This is a genomic window from Geothrix sp., assembly GCF_020622065.1.
Classification (GTDB): domain Bacteria; phylum Acidobacteriota; class Holophagae; order Holophagales; family Holophagaceae; genus Geothrix.
Window position 1 is genome coordinate 1,637,234 of record NZ_JAHRYQ010000001.1, and the last position, 19,136, is coordinate 1,656,369.

At 65.0% G+C, this 19,136-nt stretch carries 15 protein-coding genes; 8 read left to right on the top strand and 7 right to left on the bottom strand.

All coding sequences use genetic code 11. The annotated features are described in order from the left end of the window. Positions 1–19 precede the first annotated feature (19 nt). From aqpZ to QZ647_RS07655, 3 genes are all read right to left on the bottom strand, one after another. Positions 20–697, bottom strand: coding sequence for an aquaporin Z (gene aqpZ / locus QZ647_RS07645; RefSeq protein WP_291271586.1), 678 nt, complete (start codon positions 695–697; stop codon positions 20–22). A gap of 83 nt (positions 698–780) precedes the next feature. Beyond that, positions 781–1,596: a hypothetical protein gene (locus tag QZ647_RS07650; protein ID WP_291271587.1), complete on the bottom strand. Its 816-nt coding sequence runs from the start codon at positions 1,594–1,596 to the stop codon at positions 781–783. Between the two features lie 2 nt (positions 1,597–1,598). Beyond that, on the bottom strand, positions 1,599–1,955 hold the full coding sequence (locus QZ647_RS07655; RefSeq protein WP_291271588.1) for a hypothetical protein: 357 nt from the start codon (positions 1,953–1,955) through the stop codon (positions 1,599–1,601). Between the two features lie 53 nt (positions 1,956–2,008). Between QZ647_RS07655 and QZ647_RS07660 the strand changes: the two genes are divergently transcribed. From QZ647_RS07660 to QZ647_RS07670, 3 genes are all read left to right on the top strand, one after another. Then, complete coding sequence (locus QZ647_RS07660) at positions 2,009–2,695, top strand: HAD family hydrolase (protein ID WP_291271589.1); 687 nt, start codon at positions 2,009–2,011, stop codon at positions 2,693–2,695. 40 nt (positions 2,696–2,735) lie between these two features. Further along, positions 2,736–3,593 carry a 3-hydroxybutyryl-CoA dehydrogenase gene (locus QZ647_RS07665; protein ID WP_291271590.1) on the top strand — a complete coding sequence of 286 codons (858 nt, stop codon included), beginning with the start codon at positions 2,736–2,738 and terminating at the stop codon, positions 3,591–3,593. 62 nt (positions 3,594–3,655) lie between these two features. Then, positions 3,656–4,579, top strand: coding sequence for a class I fructose-bisphosphate aldolase (locus QZ647_RS07670; RefSeq protein ID WP_291271591.1), 924 nt, complete (start codon positions 3,656–3,658; stop codon positions 4,577–4,579). A gap of 117 nt (positions 4,580–4,696) precedes the next feature. Here QZ647_RS07670 and QZ647_RS07675 read toward each other — a convergent pair whose 3' ends face one another. From QZ647_RS07675 to QZ647_RS07690, 4 genes are all read right to left on the bottom strand, one after another. Next, a complete protein-coding gene (locus QZ647_RS07675) occupies positions 4,697–6,265 on the bottom strand; it encodes a peptide chain release factor 3 (RefSeq protein ID WP_291271592.1) in 1,569 nt (522 codons plus the stop codon). Between the two features lie 70 nt (positions 6,266–6,335). Continuing rightward, on the bottom strand, positions 6,336–6,764 hold the full coding sequence (locus QZ647_RS07680) for a VOC family protein (RefSeq protein ID WP_291271593.1): 429 nt from the start codon (positions 6,762–6,764) through the stop codon (positions 6,336–6,338). Positions 6,765–6,822: 58 nt separating this feature from the next. Continuing rightward, complete coding sequence (locus QZ647_RS07685; RefSeq protein ID WP_291271594.1) at positions 6,823–8,952, bottom strand: S9 family peptidase; 2,130 nt, start codon at positions 8,950–8,952, stop codon at positions 6,823–6,825. Between the two features lie 102 nt (positions 8,953–9,054). Then, positions 9,055–11,490 (bottom strand): sodium-translocating pyrophosphatase, encoded by a 2,436-nt coding sequence (locus QZ647_RS07690; protein WP_366526161.1) that lies wholly within the window; start codon positions 11,488–11,490, stop codon positions 9,055–9,057. A gap of 407 nt (positions 11,491–11,897) precedes the next feature. Here QZ647_RS07690 and QZ647_RS07695 point away from each other — a divergent pair, with 407 nt between their 5' ends. The 5 genes from QZ647_RS07695 to QZ647_RS07715 all read left to right on the top strand — a co-directional run bounded on the left by QZ647_RS07695 (position 11,898) and on the right by QZ647_RS07715 (position 18,930). Continuing rightward, positions 11,898–12,593, top strand: a complete 696-nt coding sequence (locus QZ647_RS07695) for a succinate dehydrogenase cytochrome b subunit (protein WP_291271596.1) — start codon at positions 11,898–11,900, stop codon at positions 12,591–12,593. 16 nt (positions 12,594–12,609) lie between these two features. Then, positions 12,610–14,529, top strand: coding sequence for a fumarate reductase/succinate dehydrogenase flavoprotein subunit (locus QZ647_RS07700; protein ID WP_291271597.1), 1,920 nt, complete (start codon positions 12,610–12,612; stop codon positions 14,527–14,529). Positions 14,530–14,540: 11 nt separating this feature from the next. Next, positions 14,541–15,326 (top strand): succinate dehydrogenase/fumarate reductase iron-sulfur subunit, encoded by a 786-nt coding sequence (locus tag QZ647_RS07705; RefSeq protein WP_286355839.1) that lies wholly within the window; start codon positions 14,541–14,543, stop codon positions 15,324–15,326. Between the two features lie 426 nt (positions 15,327–15,752). After that, on the top strand, positions 15,753–17,588 hold the full coding sequence (locus QZ647_RS07710; RefSeq protein WP_291271598.1) for an ATP-binding protein: 1,836 nt from the start codon (positions 15,753–15,755) through the stop codon (positions 17,586–17,588). Further along, positions 17,581–18,930, top strand: coding sequence for a sigma-54 dependent transcriptional regulator (locus QZ647_RS07715; RefSeq protein WP_291271599.1), 1,350 nt, complete (start codon positions 17,581–17,583; stop codon positions 18,928–18,930). Before QZ647_RS07710 ends, QZ647_RS07715 begins: the two co-directional genes overlap by 8 nt. Positions 18,931–19,136: the final 206 nt, after the last annotated feature.

Sequence of the window (19,136 nt, forward strand, 5' to 3'; positions counted from 1 at the left end):
GCCGGGGCCTCCAGGCCCCTCAATCCTCGAGTTTCGGGAACACGAAACCGGCCAAGGCCGCTCCGATCAGGGGAGCCACCCAGAAGAGCCAGAGCTGGGACAGGGCCCACCCGCCCACGAACAGGGCCGGGCCCGTGCTGCGGGCCGGGTTCACGGAGGTGTTCGTGACGGGAATGCTGATGAGGTGGATGAGCGTCAGGCAAAGGCCGATGGCGATGGGGGCGAAGCCCGGCGCCGCCTTCTTGGCGGTGCTGCCCAGGATCACCATGAGGAAGAAGAAGGTCATCACGACTTCCGTGAGGAGGGCCGCGCCGAGCCCGTACTTCCCGGGGGAGTGCTCTCCGAATCCGTTGCTGGCGAACCCACCGATGGCAGAGCCGTTGCCGGTGGCGATCACATAGAGGATGGCCGAGGCCGCCACGGCCCCCAGCACCTGGGCGATCCAGTAACCCGCCAGGTCCTTGAAGGGAAAACGCCCGCCCACGGCCAGTCCCAGGGTCACGGCGGGGTTCAGGTGGCAGCCGGAGATGGGCCCGATGGCGAAGGCCATGGTGAGCACCGTGAGGCCGAAAGCCAGGCTGACGCCATGGAGCCCGATGCCCACCCCCGGGAAAGCCGCGGCCAGCACCGCGCTTCCGCACCCGCCCAGCACCAGCCAGAGCGTCCCGAAGAATTCCGCCGCAAGCCGCTTATTCACACATCCCCCCTTGGAAGAAAACGCAACGACTGGAATGGTGCGGCCAGTCTAGCGGCCTTCGGGAGGGATTCAAGCGGAACGGGTCAGGAAAGGCGGGTCCAGCCCTCCAGATACAGGTTGAAGCCCGGATCGACGGCGGCCTTCTGCTGGACCAGGGCCCGGATCTGGGCCTCCTCGGCCTCCATCTGCTCTGGAGTCAGGTGGCCGGAGAGGGTCATGGCCCGCAGCCAGACCAGGAAGGTCGTGAGGGCGTCGAACTGGTTGTAGCGGACGATGCCGGCCAAGTCCCCGGCTCGCCAGAGGTCGATGACGCTCTTGCCATCCGTGCCCAGCTTGCCGGGAATGCCACAGGCCGTCGCCAGTTCATGGAGGGTGGAGGACGCCTTGCCCCAGGCGCCGGTGATCTCTCGCAGGTCGATGTGCTGGTTGCCGTAGCGGTCGAAGAAATCGCCCGCGGCCCACTTCTCGGCGCTCCGCCCCAGCCCCGGGATCGACAATCGGTGGACCATGGCCCGCTGCACCAGGATGGGCAGGTCCGAGTCCCTGGAATTGAAGCCCACCAGCTGCGGCTTCTTGTCCCCGATGGCCAGCAGGAAGCGGCGGAGCAGCTCGTCCTCCGGCAGCGCCTCGGGTCCCTCCGGCAGCGCATAGAGGCGGTGCTGCACCTCGCCGTGCTTCACAGTCCGGATCACCGCGGCGATGGACACCACTCGGCAGAGGATGGTTTTCAGGTAGGGCCGGGGGTCGGCCTCGGTGGCGCCACCGTAGGCCCAGAGGCGGGTGATCACCTCGTCGTCCGGCATGTCCCTCGGCAGGTCCAGCACCCGGCGGCCCGTCGCCGGATCCGGCACCCACTCGGCGTCGAAGGCGAAGAGCTGATGATGCGGGGGGCGCAGCATGGTCAGCGCCCCAGGGCCCACTTGCCCCCGCCACCCACGGCGCAGGCCAGGCCCACCAGCAGGCGGAAGAGGCCCCCGAGATTCCCGAGCACCCCCGTGCCGTGCATCCAGCCATGCACCAGGGGCCAGCCCAGTACCGCCACTAGGAGGCCACCCGCCAGGGGGACCCACAGGCCCAGGAGAATCAACGCGCCGCAGACCAGCTCCCCGAGGGCCAGGCCCCAGGTGGAGGCATGAGCAAACGAGATCGCCCCGTGGGCGCGGCGGAGGACCTCGAACCCCTGCACCACCGCCATGCCGCCCACGGCGAGGCGGAGCAGCAGAAGGGCCCAGTCGGTACGGGTTTTAGAAGCGGCCATGGAATCCCCGGGAATCCATCATTGTAGGCTGGGAGTTCTTCCACGGGACCGCCATGCTCCGCACCCTCGCCTTCGACGCCGACGACACCCTCTGGCACAACGAGACCCACTACGCCGAGACCCAGGAGGCCTTCCGCGCCCTGCTGCGCCCCTTCCACGACGATGCCTGGATCGATGCCCGCCTGCATGACACCGAGATGCGGAACCTGGGCCAGTACGGATACGGCATCAAGGGGTTCACCCTCTCCATGATTGAGACGGCCCTGGAACTCACGGAGGACCGTCTCGACGGCGCGGGGCTCCGGCGGGTGCTCGACCTGGGCAAGGCCATGCTGGACAAGCCGGTGGAGCCCCTGCCGGGCGTCGCCGAGGTCCTGGCGGAGCTGACCGGAACCTTTGAGTTGATGGTGATCACCAAGGGCGACCTCTTCGACCAGGAGACCAAGCTCGCGAAATCGGGCCTGGGCAACCACTTCTCCAAGGTCGAGATCGTGTCGGAGAAGGACGAGGCCACCTACGCGGCCCTCCTCCAGCGCCATGGGATCGCCCCCGCCTCCTTCACCATGGTGGGCAACTCCGTGAAATCCGACATCCTCCCCGTCCTGGCCCTGGGGGCCCGCGCCGTCCATATTCCCTATCACCTGACCTGGGCGCATGAAGTGGTGACCGCTTCCGGGGAGTCCCCCTTCCCCGTGCTTGAGTCCATCCGGGAGCTGCCCACCCTGCTCGCAGGCTGGTGACCGCTTCCTCCGCTATGCTTGGAGGCAAGGAGAGATCCCTATGAGCATCCAGAGCATCGGCGTCATCGGCGCAGGCCAGATGGGCAACGGCATCGCCCATGTCTTCGCGCAGGCGGGTTTCAGCGTGCTGATGCAGGACATCAGTGAGGCCTTTGCCGCCAAGGGCGTGGCCACCATCGACAAGAACCTGCAGAGGGGCGTGGACAAGGGCAAGATGACGGCCGACGAGAAGGCAGCCGTCCTGGGCCGGATCCGCACTACCACCAAGCTCGAAGACCTGGCCCCCTGCGATATCGTCATCGAGGCCGCCACCGAGAAGTGGGAGGTCAAGAAACAGATCTTCGAGACCCTCGACAAGGTCTGCAAGCCCGGCACGATCCTGGCCAGCAACACCAGCAGCATCTCCATCACCAAGCTGGCGGCGGTCACGAAGCGCCCCGAGGCCTTCATCGGCATGCACTTCATGAACCCCGTGCCGGTCATGCAGCTCATCGAGGTCATCCGCGGCCTGGCCACCGGCGATGCCACCTTTGAGGCGGTCATGGACCTCTCGAAGCAGCTCGGCAAGACCCCCATCCATTGCAACGACTTCCCCGGCTTCGTCAGCAATCGCGTGCTGCTGCCCATGATCAACGAAGCCATTTACGCCCTCTACGAAGGCGTGGCCACGGTGGAGAGCATCGACGGGATCATGAAGCTGGGCATGAACCACCCCATGGGCCCGCTGACCCTGGCGGACTTCATCGGTTTGGATACCTGCCTCTTCATCCTCAATGTGCTGCATGAGGGCTTGGGCGATCCCAAGTACCGCCCCTGCCCCCTGCTCATCAAATATGTGGATGCCGGCTGGCTCGGAAAGAAGAGCGGGCGCGGGTTCTACGACTACGGCAAGGCCTGAGACGGGCCGAACGGGCCCTTTTACAGGTAGAATGGCCGTTTGAATTCATGCGAGGTGACATCATGGCCACGGCGAAAGTCCGCGAGATCCTGTCCTGGTACAGCTCTGAAAACCCCGGCGTGAAGGCCAACCTGGCCCGCCTCATGAATACGGGCCGGCTCGCCGGCACCGGCAAGTTCGTGATCCTGCCCGTGGACCAGGGCTTCGAGCACGGACCCGCCCGCAGCTTCGCACCCAACCCCGGTGGCTACGATCCCCGCTACCACATCGAGCTGGCCATCGAAGCCGGCTGCAACGCCTACGCCGCGCCCCTGGGCTTCATCGAGCATGTGGCCTCGGATTACGCCGGGGACATCCCCCTCATCCTCAAGCTCAACAACAGCGACAGCCTCAGCAAGGGCCACGAGCCCTGCAGCGCCATCACCGGCAGCGTGGAAGATGCCCTGCGCCTGGGTTGTGCCGCCATCGGCTACACCATCTACCCCGGTAGCGGCGCCCGCAATGAGCAGTACCAGGACCTGCGCGAGCTGATCCTCGAGGCCAAGGCCGTGGGCCTGCCCACTGTCCTGTGGGCCTATCCCCGCGGCGCGGGCCTTTCCAAGGAAGGCGAGACGGCCGTGGATGTGGTGGCCTATGCCGCCCAGATCGCCGCCCAGCTGGGCGCCCACATCATCAAGGTGAAGCCGCCCAAGGACCATGTGGAACAGGCCGAGGCGAAGAAGGTCTACGAGAAGTTCGGCATCCCCACCGCCAGCCTGAAGGACCGCATCGCCCATGTGGTGCAGAGCGCCTTCAATGGCCGCCGCATCGTGATCTTCAGCGGCGGCGAAGCCAAGGGCACCGACGAAGTCCTGAAGGAAGTGGCCGAGATCGCCGCCGGCGGCGCATTCGGTTCCATCATGGGCCGCAACGCCTTCCAGCGCCCCAAGGTCGAGGCCATCCAGTTGCTGCACTCCGTCATGGATGCGTTCGCGAAGGCCAAATAGCCGCTAGGAACGCTTTGCGTTCCCAGCATGGAAAGAGCGGCGCGAATGCGCCGCTCTTTCCATGCTGGCCTTTCATCTCTTCCCCACTCGGAATGCCGCATTCCGAGCCGGACGAGCCTACTTCGGTGGATGCTCCCGGAAAGTCAAACCGGGACATTTCTCAGCGGTGGTCCTCCGCTGCCAGTCGTTCTCGAAGAGGATGGCGGGGTTGCCCTCGGCGTCTTCCACCAGCTCGCCCCAGAAGCGGCTGGGCTCGGGCCAGCCACCCCCGATCCAGCGGGCCATCTGGAAACCCCGGGATTCCAGCAGCACCGGACAGGCGTATTCCTCCTTGAGGCGGTGCTGCAGCACCTCGAACTGGAGGCGGCCGATGGCGCCGAGGATGGGCAGGGGCGCGCCGCCCTTGGGCCAGAAGACCTGCACCACGCCTTCTTCCGCGATCTGGCCCAGCCCCTTCAGGAAGCCCTTGCGGGCGCCCGGGTCCGCCAGCCGCACGGAAGCGAACTGCTCCGGCGAGAACCGGGGCACCGCATGGAATTCCACGGCGCCCTGGGCGCTGAGCACATCACCGATGCGGAAGAGGCCGGGGTTGATGAGGCCCAGGATGTCGCCCGGGTAAGCCTCGTCTACGATCTGCCGCTCACGCCCGAAGAACATATGGGGATAGTTCAGCTTGATGGACTTCTTCTCGCGCACATGGAGCGCATCCATGCCGCGCTCGAACCGGCCCGACACGATGCGGGCGAAGGCCACGCGGTCCCGGTGGGCCTTATTCATGTTGGCCTGCACCTTGAAGACGAAGGCCGTGAAGGGCTGTTCGGGCAGCACCTCGCCGCCGTTCATGAGGGGCCTGGCCCCGGGGGCCGGCGCCAGCTCCAGGAACTCCTCCAGGAATTCCGCGACGCCGAAATTGTTCACGGCCGAGCCGAAGAACATGGGGGACTGTTCCCCCCGCAGGAAGGCCTCCCGGTCGAAGGCGGGCAGCACATGGTCCATGAGGTCCACATCGTCTTTCAGCTGCTGAAGTTCGGCGGGGGTCAGCAGCGCGGCGATCTCAGGGTCATCCAGGCCGCCCTTCCCCGCCACCCGGGCCTTCTGACCCGCCTTGGCCCGCTCGAAGACCTGGATCTGGCCGGTGGCGCGCACATAGACGCCCTTGAAGTCCGTGCCCGAACCGATGGGCCAGGTCATGGGCACCGCGTGGAGGCCGAACAGCTCCTCGACTTCGTCGATGAGTTCCACCGGCTCGCGACCGGGGCGGTCCAGCTTGTTCACGAAGGTGAAGATGGGGAGCTTGCGTTCACTGGCCACCCGGAACAGCTTCTTGGTTTGTTCTTCCACGCCCTTGGCGCAATCCAGGAGCATCACCACGGCATCCGCAGCCGTGAGGGCCCGGTAGGTGTCCTCACTGAAATCCTGGTGACCCGGGGTGTCCAGAAGGTTGATGGCCCGGCCCTGGTACTCGAACTGCATGGCCGCGGAGGTGACGCTGATGCCGCGCTCCTGCTCGATGCTCATCCAATCGGAGTGGGCCGCGGCCCCGCCCTCCCGGGCCTTGACGCTGCCGGCCCGATCGATGGCGCCGCCGTAGAGCAGCAGCTTCTCCGTCAGCGTGGTCTTGCCCGCATCGGGGTGGCTGATGATGGCGAAAGTGCGCCGCCGTTGGATTTCCTCAGAGAGGGACATGGTTCCCCTGGACATAGAAAGGCGCGGCGTTCGCCGCGCCTTTCCATTGTCCCGCGAGAACGGTGTGGACTCAACCCCGGGCCGCCATCCGCCGCTGGATCTCCGCCTCGTCCACATCCTCGATGTGGGTGGCGATCCACCAGTTGTTGCCCCAGGGATCCTGGACCCCGGCATTGCGGTCCCCGTAGAACTGGTCGGAGGGCTCCATCAGGGAGGCCCCACCCGCCGCGAGAGCGGCCTGGTAGGTGGCGTCGGTGTCGGGCACATAGAGGTAGAAGCCCGCCGGCATGGGCTTCCAGGGATCCCGGGCCTGGGCCATCATCACCATGGAATCGCCGATGCGCACTTCCGCATTGGCGATGGTGCCATCGGGACGGAGGGTCCGGCTCTCCTCCACCGCCCCGAAAGCCTTTTCAACGAAGGCCAGGAAGGCCAAGCCGTTGGGCACGACCAGATAGGGCGTGACCGTGTGGTAGCCAGCAGGAATGGGTGCAACCATCTTTTCCTCCTTCACTTTCTCCAGAGGGCGCCCACGCGCCCCCTGGAGCATGGAGCGGCTACTTGGCGATGCCCACCTGCTTCAGCATCCACGCCGTCTCGAAGGCCTTGTCCTTCAGGGCGTCGTAGCGGCCGGAGGCACCCCCGTGTCCGGCTGGATCCATCTTGATCCTCAGGAGCAGGGGGTTGGAATCGGTCTTGAGGGTGCGCAGCTTGGCGATGTACTTGGCGGGTTCCCAGTACATCACCTGGCTGTCGTTGAAACTCGTGGTGACGAGGATGGCCGGATAGGCGCCCTTCTTCAGGTTGTCGTAGGGGCTGTAGGCCCGCATGTAGTCGAAGGCCGCCTTCTCGTTGGGGTTGCCCCACTCCAGGTACTCGCCGACGGTCAGGGGCAGGCTGGCGTCCATCATGGTGTTCATCACATCCACGAAGGGCACGGCGCTGTGCACGGCCTTGAAGAGGTCGGGCCGCAGGTTGGTGACAGCGCCCATGAGCAGGCCGCCCGCGCTGCCGCCCTCAATGACGAGGCGATCCTGAGCGGTCCACTTCTCCTTCACCAGGAACTCCGCGGAGTCGATGAAATCCGTGAAGGTGTTCATCTTCTTCATCAGCATGCCGTCGTCGTGCCAAGCCTCGCCCATCTCGTTGCCACCGCGGATGTGCGCGATGACATAGACCATGCCGCGATCCAGCAGGCTCAGGCGCGGGATGGAGAAGGTCGCGGACTGGCCGTAGCCGTAGGAGCCGTAGGCGTAGAGGAAGAGCGGCGCCGTGCCGTCCCGCTTGATCCCCTTCTTGTAGACCACGGACAGCGGCACCTTGACGCCATCCCGGGCCGGGGCCCACAGGCGCTCGGTGGCGTACTGGGACTTGTCGTAGCCGCCCAGCACTTCGATCTGCTTCAGCAGGGTCTGCTTGCCCGAACCCATGTCGCAATCGTAGATGCTCTGGGGGGTGACCATGGACTGGTAGACGAAGCGGAAGGTCTTCGAGGTGTACTCCGGCGTTCCTCCGGGGAAGGCTGCGTAGACGCTTTCGGGAAAGCGGACATCCTGCCAGCGGCCGGTCTTGAGGTCCTGGAAGCGGAAATGCGAAAGGCCCTGGCTCTTCTCGGCCACCACCAGGAAATCCTGGAAGGGCTCCATGCCTTCCAGCAGCACCTCCGGCCGGTGGGGGAGGAAGGCCTTCCAGTGCTTGGGACCCGGCGTGGCCACGGGGGCCGTGACCAGGCGGAAGTTCTTCGCGTTCTTGTTCGTGCGGATATAGAAGGTGCCTTCGCGATGCTCGATGTCGTACTTGTGACCCTTCTCCCGAGGCAGGAGCACCTTGAACGCGCCGCCAGGCTTGGCGGCGGAGAGATACCGGCTCTCCCAGGTATCCGTGGACCGGCTCTCCACCACGACGAACTTGCGGTCCTTGGTCCGGTTGACATGAATCCCGAAGAGTTCGTCTTTCTCCTCGAAGACCAGTTCCGGTTTGCCGGAGGCGAGGTCCAGCCGCCAGAGTTGGTTCGAGCGCTTGGTGACATCGTCCTCGGTCACGAAGAAGATGTGGCGGGAGTCCGAGGCCCAGGTGGACGAGGTCACCCGCTCCGCGAGGGCGGCGCTCACCTTGCCCGTGGCCAGGTTCTTGGTGAAGAGCTTGTACTGCCGGAAACCCGTGGTATCCGTGCTGAAGAGCAGGGTGCGGTCATCATCGCTGACGGACATGCCGCCCAGCCCCAGGAACTTCAGCCCTTTGGCCAGCTCATTCTGGTCCAGCAGCACCTCCTCGGGGGCCTTCTCGTCGTAGGTCCCGCCCTTCGCGGCCTTCCGCCTGCACTGGATCGGGTACTGCTTCCCCTCCTCCGTGCGTGAGTAGTAGTAGAAGGCGCCGCGACGCACGGGAACGCTCAGGTCCGTCTGCTTGATGCGGCCCAGCATCTCCTTGTACAGCGCCTCTGAGAACGGCTTGAGGTCTGCGGTCATGGCCTCGGTGTAGGCGTTCTCCGCATTCAGATAGGCCACCACCTCAGGGCTGGCCTTTTCGCGCAGCCAGAACCAGGGGTCATTGACCTTCTCGCCGTGCCAGACGGAGAGGTGCTCGACCTGCTTGGCCAGAGGCGGGACGGGGCCTTGGGCGGCCAGACTCAGGGCGGCACTCACCAGGGCCGCCAGACCCAAGGGGCGGAAGGAACGAGAGGGCATGATGGGCTCCTGGAAATCACGGTGTCTACCGTACCACGAAAGAACGGGCCCCTCGGTTGAGGGGCCCGGCTGTTAATTCTTCGTCAGGTTCGTCGAAGTGGCCTACTTCGCTTCCACGGTGGGAATGCGCATGCCGTAGAAGGAGCGCCACACGAAGACCGTGGAGACCAGGAAGAAGACGAAGGCCGCCATGTGGGCCGTGGCCGGATTCAGCTCGATGGCCAGCTCCACGGCCAGGAGGCCGAAGAGGGTCGTGAACTTGATGACCGGGTTCATGGCCACGGAGGAGGTGTCCTTGAAGGGGTCGCCCACGGTGTCGCCCACGACGCAGGCGTCGTGGAGGGGGGTGCCCTTGGCCTTCAGCTCGGTTTCCACGAGCTTCTTCGCGTTGTCCCAGGCGCCACCGGCATTGGCCATGAAGATGGCCTGGTAGAGGCCGAAGACCGCGATGGAGATCAGGTAGCCGATGAAGAAGTAGTGGTTCACGCAGGCGAAGGCCAGCGTGGAGAAGAAGACCGCCAGGAAGATGTTGAACATGCCCTTCTGCGCGTACTGGGTGCAGATCTCCACGACCTTCTTGGAGTCCTCGACGGAGGCCTTCTCGGCCCCGGAATCGAGGTTGATGTTCTGCTTGATGAACTCCACGGCCCGGTAGGCGCCCGTGGCCACAGCCTGGCAGGCCGCGCCGGAGAACCAGAAGATGACTGCGCCGCCCGTGATCAGGCCGAGCAGGAACAGGGGGTTGATGATGGAGAGGCCCCGGAAGACATTCTCCACGCCGAACTTGCCGTTGAGCACCTGGATGATCGAGAAGATCAGGGTGGTGGCGCCCACGACCGCGGTGCCGATGAGCACGGGCTTGGCCGTGGCCTTGAAGGTGTTGCCGGCGCCGTCGTTCTCTTCGAGGAACATCTTGGCTTCCTCGAAATCAGGCTTGAAGCCGAAATCCTTCTGGATCTCCGCCTCGATGCCGGGGATGGTCTCGATGGTGGAGAGCTCGTAGACGGACTGGGCGTTGTCGGTCACCGGGCCGTAGGAATCCACTGCGATGGTGACGGGGCCCATGCCCAGGAAACCGAAGGCCACGAGGCCGAAGGCGAAGATGGGTGCAGCGGTGCTGGCCATGACGCCGGCCGGGATGCCGATGGACACGAAATAGGCGGCGCCCATGAGGGCGACGATGCAGAGGCCCATCCAGTAGGCGGAGAAGTAGCCCGCCACGATGCCGGAGATGATGTTGAGGGAGGCACCGCCTTCCTTGGAGGCCGTCACCACTTCGCGCACATGGCCCGAGTTGGTGGAGGTGAAGGCCTTGACCAGCTCAGGGATCAGGGCGCCCGCGAGGGTTCCGCAGGTGATGATCGTGGAGAGCTTCCACCACATGCCGTCGCCCAGGTCGCTGATGAGCACCTTGGAGAGCACATAGGTCATCACGACGGAGACGAGGGAGGTCAACCACACCAGGGTGGTCAGGGGGGTCTCAAAGTTGAACTTCGCGGCGGTGGCGAACTTCGCCTTGGCCCACATGCCGTTCAGCCAGTAGGAGGCCGCGGAGGTGACGATCATGCCCACGCGCATGACGAAGATCCACACCAGCAGGGACACCTGGATGGCGGGGCTCGGCACGGCCAGCAGGATGAAGGTGACGAGCGCGACGCCCGTGACGCCGTAGGTCTCGAAGCCGTCCGCCGTGGGACCGACGGAGTCGCCGGCGTTGTCGCCCACGCAGTCGGCGATGACGCCGGGGTTGCGGGCATCGTCTTCCTTGATTTTGAAGACGATCTTCATCAGGTCGGAGCCGATGTCGGCGATCTTGGTGAAGATGCCGCCCGCGATGCGGAGGGCGGCGGCGCCCAGGGACTCGCCGATGGCGAAGCCGATGAAGCAGGGGCCGGCGGCGTCACCGGGGATGAACAGCAGGATCGCCAGCATGAGCATCAGCTCGACCGAGATGAGCAGCATGCCGATGGACATGCCCGCCTTCAGGGGGATCGCCATGGTCGGGAAGGGCTTGCCCCCCAGGCTGGCGAAGGCCGTGCGCGAGTTGGCGAAGGTGTTGATGCGGATGCCGAACCAGGCCACGGCCACGGAACCGAGGATGCCGATGATCGAGAAGAGCAGGATCACGATCACCTGGCCCCAGCCCATGGGCGTGTGGGCCAGGAACTTGAAGTAGGCGACGATGATGAACGCGATGAAGACCCAGAGGAGGGAGATGAACTTGATCTGCGTGACCAGGTAGGTCTTGCAGGTCTCGTAGATCAGCTCCGAGATTTCCCGCATGGACTTGTGGACCGGGAGATCGCGGATCTGCGCGTACTGCACAAGGCCGAAACCGATGCCGAGCAGGCAGATGAAGAGCCCGATCAGCAACAGGTTGTGGCCCGTCATGCCCATGAAGCTGCCCTGCAAGGCGGGGATCTTCAGCTCGGCCTCGCCGCCGGCGAAGGCCGGGGGCGCGAGAAGAAGGAGGAAGAGCGCGGTCAGCCCCCCTCTAAAGATCCGGGTTGACGCCAGGGCGCCAAGCACGCGTTTCATCGTCTCCATGGTTTCCTCCATATGGACTCAAGAAAGGGTCAGTCGGGCACTCGAATTAATTAGTGATGGAAGTCATACGGCTCTCGATGGCTGGCCTTGATGCGGCCTGAGCCCCCACCCGGAGGCAAACCACCCTTGATCATCTCTAGATCGTGACCAAAGATAGCTGGGAACAGGCTCCGACTGCAAGAGCGGGCCGCCCGGGTGTGATGGATTGCTCTCGGAACAGCCTTTCCACCGGGCCCTGGCGGCCAGCCCCCTGGAACCTGGGCATTCACCTTTAGGGCTTGGGATTCGAGACACCTCCGAGGATACTTGGGTCAGATATGGCCCCGTCATTGAAAGCGGGCCCCGCCGTCAGCCGCGGGTGCCCGGCCCCACCTCCCCGATTTCACAAGGAGTCCCCTATGTCCGTTGCTGAACAGAGCATCGCGGGCGCGGAAGCGCGCGGCCGCGGTTTCATGGCGTCCTCGGTCGGACGCAAGGTCCTGATGGCCGTCACCGGCGTCCTCCTCTTCGGATTCGTCACCGTCCACATGCTGGGGAACCTGACCTCCTACATGGGGGCCACGGCGATGAACCACTACGCCGAGTTCCTGCACACCATGATCCATGGCATGGGCATCTGGGTGTTCCGGGCAGTGCTCCTCAGCGCGGTCGGCCTGCACATCTGGGCCGCCGTGACCCTCACCCTCGACAACCGCGCCGCCCGCCCCCTGGGCTACCGCAACCAGCACACGCAGGCCTCCACCTGGGCCTCGCGCACCATGCGCTGGAGCGGCGTCATCCTCGCCGCATTCATCGTCTACCATCTGCTCCACCTCACCACCGGCACCGTCCATCCCAACTTCGATCACGCGAACCCCTACGCCAACTTCGTGAACGGGTTCAAGGTTCCGGCTGCCGCTGGCTTCTACATCGTGGCCCAGCTCTGCCTCGGCCTCCACATGTGGCACGGCGTCTGGAGCTTCACCCAGTCGCTGGGCCTGGCGCATCCCCGCTACGACGGCCTCCGGCGGAACTTCGCCACCGGCCTGACCGTCCTCGTCGTGGGCGTGAACATCTCCTACCCCATCGCCGTCCTGACCGGCTTCATCCACTGATCCCAGGGAGCGCTCCATGGAACTCAATGCCCGAATCCCAGACGGCCCGATTGACAAGAAGTGGGAGAAGCACCGCTTTGATCTCAAGCTCGTGAACCCGGCCAACAAGCGCAAGTACAAGGTACTCGTAGTGGGCTCCGGCCTCGCCGGCGGCGCCGCCGCCGCCTCCCTGGCCGAGCTCGGCTACGAAGTGGAATGCTTCTGCTACCAGGACAGCCCCCGCCGGGCCCACTCCATCGCGGCCCAGGGCGGCATCAACGCCGCCAAGAACTACCAGAACGACGGCGACAGCGTCTACCGCCTGTTCTACGACACGGTCAAGGGTGGCGACTTCCGCGCCCGCGAAGCCAATGTGCATCGCCTGGCCGAGGTCAGCAACAACATCATCGACCAGTGCGTGGGCCAGGGCGTGCCCTTCGCCCGGGAATACGGCGGACTGCTCGACAACCGCTCCTTCGGCGGCGCCCAGGTGAGCCGCACCTTCTATGCCCGCGGGCAGACCGGCCAGCAGCTGCTCATCGGCGCCTATCAGGCCCTGGAACGCCAGATCGGCCTCGGCAAGGTGAAGATGTTCCCGCGCCACGAGATGCTGGAGCTGATCGTGGTGGACGGCGTGGCCAAGGGGATCATCACCCGGGACATGGTGACCGGGAAGGTCGAGTCCCATGTGGCGGACGCGGTCTGCCTCGCCACCGGCGGCTACGGCAATGTCTTCTACTTGTCCACCAACGCCAAGGGCTGCAACGGCACCGCCATCTGGCGCGCCTACAAGAAGGGGGCGGCTTTCGCGAACCCCTGCTTCACCCAGATCCACCCCACCTGCATCCCCGTCACCGGCGATCACCAGAGCAAGCTCACGCTCATGTCCGAGTCGCTGCGCAACGACGGCCGCATCTGGGTGCCCAAGCGCAAGGAGGACTGCGGCAAGCCCGCCAACCAGATCCCCGAGGAGGACCGCGACTACTACCTGGAGCGCAAGTACCCCTCCTACGGCAACCTTGCCCCCCGGGATGTCTCCAGCCGCGCCGCCAAGCAGGTCTGCGACGAGGGTCGGGGCGTCGGACCCACCCGGCTCGGCGTCTACCTCGACTTCAGCGACGCCATCAACCGCCTGGGCGCTGCCAAGATCGAGGAAAAATACGGCAACCTCTTCGAGATGTATGAGCGCATCACGGACGAGAACCCCTACAAGACCCCCATGCGCATCTTCCCCGCCAGCCACTACACCATGGGCGGCCTGTGGGTGGACTACAACCTCATGAGCACCATCCCCGGCCTCTTCGTCCTCGGCGAGGCCAACTTCTCTGATCACGGCGCCAACCGCCTGGGCGCTTCGGCGCTCATGCAGGGCCTGGCCGACGGCTACTTCGTGATCCCCTACACCATCGGTGGCTACCTGGCGGGCATCAAGCCCGGCACCCGCATCAAGGCTGACGATCCGGCCGTGAAGTCCGCGGAGCAATCCGTTTCAGAACGGATGAGCCAGCTCATGTCCATCGGCGGGAAGGAGACTCCGGACCACTTCCATCGCGAACTCGGCAAGGTCATGTGGGAAATGTGCGGCATGGGCCGCAATGAGGCCGGACTCAAGAAGGCCCTGGAGCTCATTCCGCAGATCCGCGAGGAGTTCTGGAAGAACCTCTGCATCCCGGGCAGCGGCAACGACCTGAACCAGTCTCTTGAGACGGCCGGCCGCGTGGCCGACTTCCTGGAGATCGGTGAGCTGATGTGCCTGGATGCCCTCCAGCGCCGCGAGTCCTGCGGCGGCCACTTCCGCGAGGAATGGCAGACGGCGGAGGGGGAAGCCCTGCGCGACGATGAGAACTTCGCCCATGTGGCCGCCTGGGAGTACAAGGGCGAAGGCCAGGCTCCGGTGCGCCACACCGAGCAGCTCACCTTCGACAATGTCCACCTCGCGACCCGCAGCTACAAGTGAGGAACTGAGCCATGTCCAAGCACCTCAATCTCACCCTCCATGTGTGGCGGCAGAAGAACGCCAAGTGCGACGGCAAGTTCGTCGAGTACCCCGCCGAGAACATCAGCCCCGACATGTCCTTCCTGGAGATGCTCGACATCGTGAACGAGGGTCTCATCCGCAAGGGCGAGGAACCCATCACCTTCGACCACGACTGCCGCGAAGGCATCTGCGGAACCTGCAGCATGGTGATCAACGGGCGCCCCCACGGCCCCCGCGAGCGCACCACCACCTGCCAGCTGCACATGCGCAGCTTCAAGGACGGCGATAGCGTCACCATCGAGCCCTGGCGCGCTGAGGCGTTCCCCGTCATCAAGGATCTGATGGTGGACCGTGGCGCCTTCGACCGCATCATCGCGGCCGGCGGCTTCATCAGCGTGCCCACCGGCTCGCCCCAGGATGCCAATGCCCTGCCGATCCCCAAGGAGAAGGCCGAGCTCTCCATGGACGCTGCCGCCTGCATCGGGTGCGGCGCCTGCGTGGCCGCCTGCCCCAATGCCAGCGCCATGCTGTTCCTGTCCGCCAAGGTCACCCACCTGGGCCTGCTGCCCCAGGGCCAGCCCGAACGCTACATCCGCGTTCGCGACATGGTCGCCCAGATGGATGCCGAGCAGTTCGGCACCTGCACCAACCACGGCGAGTGCGAGGCCGCCTGCCCCAAGGGCATCAAGATGGAGAACATCGCGCGCATGAACCGCGACTTCATCAAGGCCAGCCTCACCTATCGTCCCGCCACCACCAGCGGTGGCGCCGGCTGATCGCCTGTTTCATCCGCCTAAAACGCCCGGCATCCGCCGGGCGTTTTATTTCGATGGGTTAGAAGGAAAAAATTAACTCTAATTCTACAGGCTATCGGCCAATTATAAATACGCACGAACACTTATTCCAAGATTAAAAGCGACAATATATTCTAAAGAGTGGAAGTTACTTCTTAAAATGAATATTTATATTTTACGGAAAATAGGCCAACGACCAACACAGGACAATAGTTCTCGTAAGTATTAATAGCTGCCTCTCGCCTGGATTGGACCCAATAAACGCAGGAGAAGGCGCTTTGGACCTCCACCCCGCTGCCGCAAAGATGATGCGATGATCGGTTGGAGTACGAGGTCATTGAGATGGAAAGTCCTTCAAATCCAGCCACCACCTCCTTTCAGCTACTGACGGTGGGGGTGCCCGCGGCGATGCGACGGGCCCTGGGCCGGGCCTTCATGGCGGTTGGGGAGCCTGTTCCGGATTGCATTGACATCAGCGGCTGGTCCGAGGCGGAGCTGGACTCGTTCGTCTGTGGCCCGGGTGATGCGCTGCTGCTCTGGGGGCCCGCGGCGACAGAGGCCTGGAACATCAGGATCCGGACATTCCGAGCCCATCATCCCGACCTTCCCACCCTGGTGCGAATCCCCAAGGGCGATTCAGCCATCGGCGAAGCCATGCTGCGGGAGGGGTTCCACGAAACCTATGTGACCGCCGCCCAGGCTCCCGAAGCGCTCCGCCGCGGCAGGGCGAGGTTGATGGGACCCCGGGGCCAGGCCCAGAGCAGTTCAGGTCTGGCCAGGGGAGAGGATCCCTACCGGTTCGACGGGCTCTTCCAGAACCTGTATGACTGGATTTATGTCGTGGGCATTTCCGAACAGGGGGAGATGACCTTCGAGACGGTGAATCCGCCGCTCCACGCCTCAGGCAGTTTCCTCAATCCGGACTTTGCCGGCCGCTCACCCGAGTCCTGCCTCACCAGCAGCAGCGCGACCCAGCTGATCGCCCACTTCCAGCGAGTCCTCCAGGGAGGCACCCCCCTCCAGTTCGAGGAGGAGCACCCCATCGCCCGGGAAGTCCGCACCTTCCAGACCATCCTGACCCCCGTCCGAAACAAGTGGGGGCGCATCCACCGCATCGCCGGGATCTCCCGGGACATCACCGCCCTCAAGGTGGCCCAGGCGGAACTTCGGGCCAGCGAAGAGCGGCTGAACCATGCCCTGGACGGCACCCAGCAGGGCCTCTGGGACCTGGACCTGGAGACCGGGAACATCTACCGCAGTCCGCGCTGGTTCGGGATGCTGGGCTATGAGCCGGGAGCCATTGCCTCCACCCTGCAGGCGGGCTTCGACCTCATCCATCCCGAGGACCGCCTGCAGACCGAAGCCGCCTTGAACGCCCACCTGGAGGGCCGGCTTCCGGGCCTCCAAGTGGAATATCGGCTTCGCACCCAGTCCGGCGACTGGCTCTGGGTCTTCGACGCGGGCAAGGTCGTCGCCTGGCGCAGCGATGGCCAGCCGGCGCGGATGGCGGGCATGTGCACGGACATCACCGATCGCCGCCGCGCCGAAGAATCCCTGCGGGCCCTGGTGGGAGGCGTGGTCCACGAGATCCGCAACCCGGTCTATGGCATCTCCATCAACCTTGATGCCCTGGAGGCCACCTTCGGCGAGGAACCCCGCTACCGCCCCTTCCTCTCGGCCCTGCGGGAGAGTTCCGACCGCATCCAGGGCCTGATGAACGACCTCCGCGACTATGGTGAGCCGAGGACGCTCAACCCCGAACCCTGTCGCGTCCGCTCCCTGCTGGAAGATGCCCTTCGTTCCTGCGAGACCCTGCAGGTCAGCCGCGCTTGCAAGGTGCGCCTGGCCCTGGAAGATGAGGCGCTGGTGCTGCCCCTGAATGCCCGGCGCATGCACCAGGTGTTCCGGAACCTCATCGAGAATGCCCTGCATCATTCCCCTTCGAACGGGACGGTGTCGGTGCGCGGGCGGCACCTCCGCGACGAAGGCCATGACTGGTGGACCTTCTCGGTGGAAGACGAAGGGTCCGGCTTCGATCCCGAGAGCCTCGCCAGGGCCTTTGAACCCTTCTTCACACGGCGGAAAGGCGGCACCGGCCTCGGCCTGTCCATCGTGAAGCGGGTCGTGGAGGAGCACGGCGGGACAGTGGCCGTGGAGAACGCCTCCGGTGGTGGTGCCCGAGTGACCCTCAGGCTTCCGGCTCCCCGTCGTCGCATGGAACTGATTGGAGAGCCCCGTGGCTAAGCCGAAGATCCTGATCATCGAAGACGACCCGGCGGTACGCCACGGCATGACCGCCTTTCTGCGTGCCAACGAGATGGAGGTGGATGAGGCGGACACCTGCCAGAAGGCGACGGAGCTCTTCCGCAGCGGCGGCTACGATGTGGTGGTGGCGGACTACAGCCTGCCCGACGGGACCTCCCTCGACCTGCTGCCGCAGTTCAAGCGGCTGAGCGAAGACACCCCCTTCATCATCCTCACGGCCCACGGCTCCATTGATCTGGCGGTTCGCGCCATCAAGGAGGGGGCCGAGCAGTTCCTCACCAAGCCCGTGGAATCCAAGACCCTCCTGGTTCTCGTGAAGCGCCTCCTGCAGCAGCAGCGCCTGCGTAAGCGCCAGGAGGTGGCCAGCCGCGAACAGCCCGGTCTCATGAATCCCTTCCAGGGCGTAAGCGCCTCCATCCGGCGGCTGGAGGAACAGGCGCGGCTGATGCTCGAGTGGGACAGCCCAGTCCTGATCCTCGGCGAGACCGGCTCCGGCAAGGGCGTGCTCGCCCGGTGGATCCACGCCCAGGGGCCGCGACGGGAAGAGACCTTCGTGAACCTCAACTGCGCAGGTTTGACGCGGGAGCTCCTGGAATCCGAGCTGTTCGGCCACGAGCGCGGTGCGTTTACCGGCGCCATCGCCGCCAAGCAGGGCCTGCTGGAGGTGGGCCACCGGGGCATCGTCTTCCTGGACGAGATCGGCGACATGGACCCCGCCATCCAGCCGAAGCTGCTGAAGGCCCTGGAGGAGAAGACCTTCCGGCGCCTGGGTGATGTGCGGGACCGCCATGTGGACATCCGGCTCATCGCCAGCACCAACCTCGATCTGGAGGAGATGGTCCGGGCGAAGAAATTCCGGGACGACCTCTTCTACCGCGTGAGCACCCTCACCCTCCGGATTCCGCCCCTGCGGGAACGCGCCGAGGACATCCCCGTCCTCGCCATGACCATCCTCAAGAGCGTCTGCAGTCGCATGGGCCGGCCCGAGGTCCAGTTCAGCGCCCGGGCCCTGGAGGCCCTGAGGGAATACGCCTGGCCGGGCAACATCCGCGAGCTCGCCAATGTGCTGGAGCGGGCCATGATCCTGCAGAAGGGGGAATGCCTCGAAGCGGCGGATCTGGGTTTGGGCGGGCGGCGTCCGAGCCAGGTCGCCACGGAAGCCGGCCTTGTCACGCTCAAGGAAATGGAGCGGATCCACATCGAGAAGGTGCTGCAGCGCAGCGGCGGAAATGTCACGGACGCCGCCCAGATTCTCGGGCTGGCCCGCCGGACCCTCTACGACCGCCTCAAGGCCCTGGGCATCGCCACCGGGAAAGACTGAGCGGAACCCCGCACTGGAGGTGCGGGATTCCGCTCAGGTGGACCGTGCGCCGCTCGTGCAGGTCTGCGTAATTGGGTGAATTACTATAAATTAACCACAAGGTCGGGAATGGCTCGACCCTTGCTCGACCTTGTCTGATCCCCGGCCCGTCCCGGGGCCGGATGGTGCTCAATCCATCCGGAATGCGCCCTGAGCTGGCTCCAGGG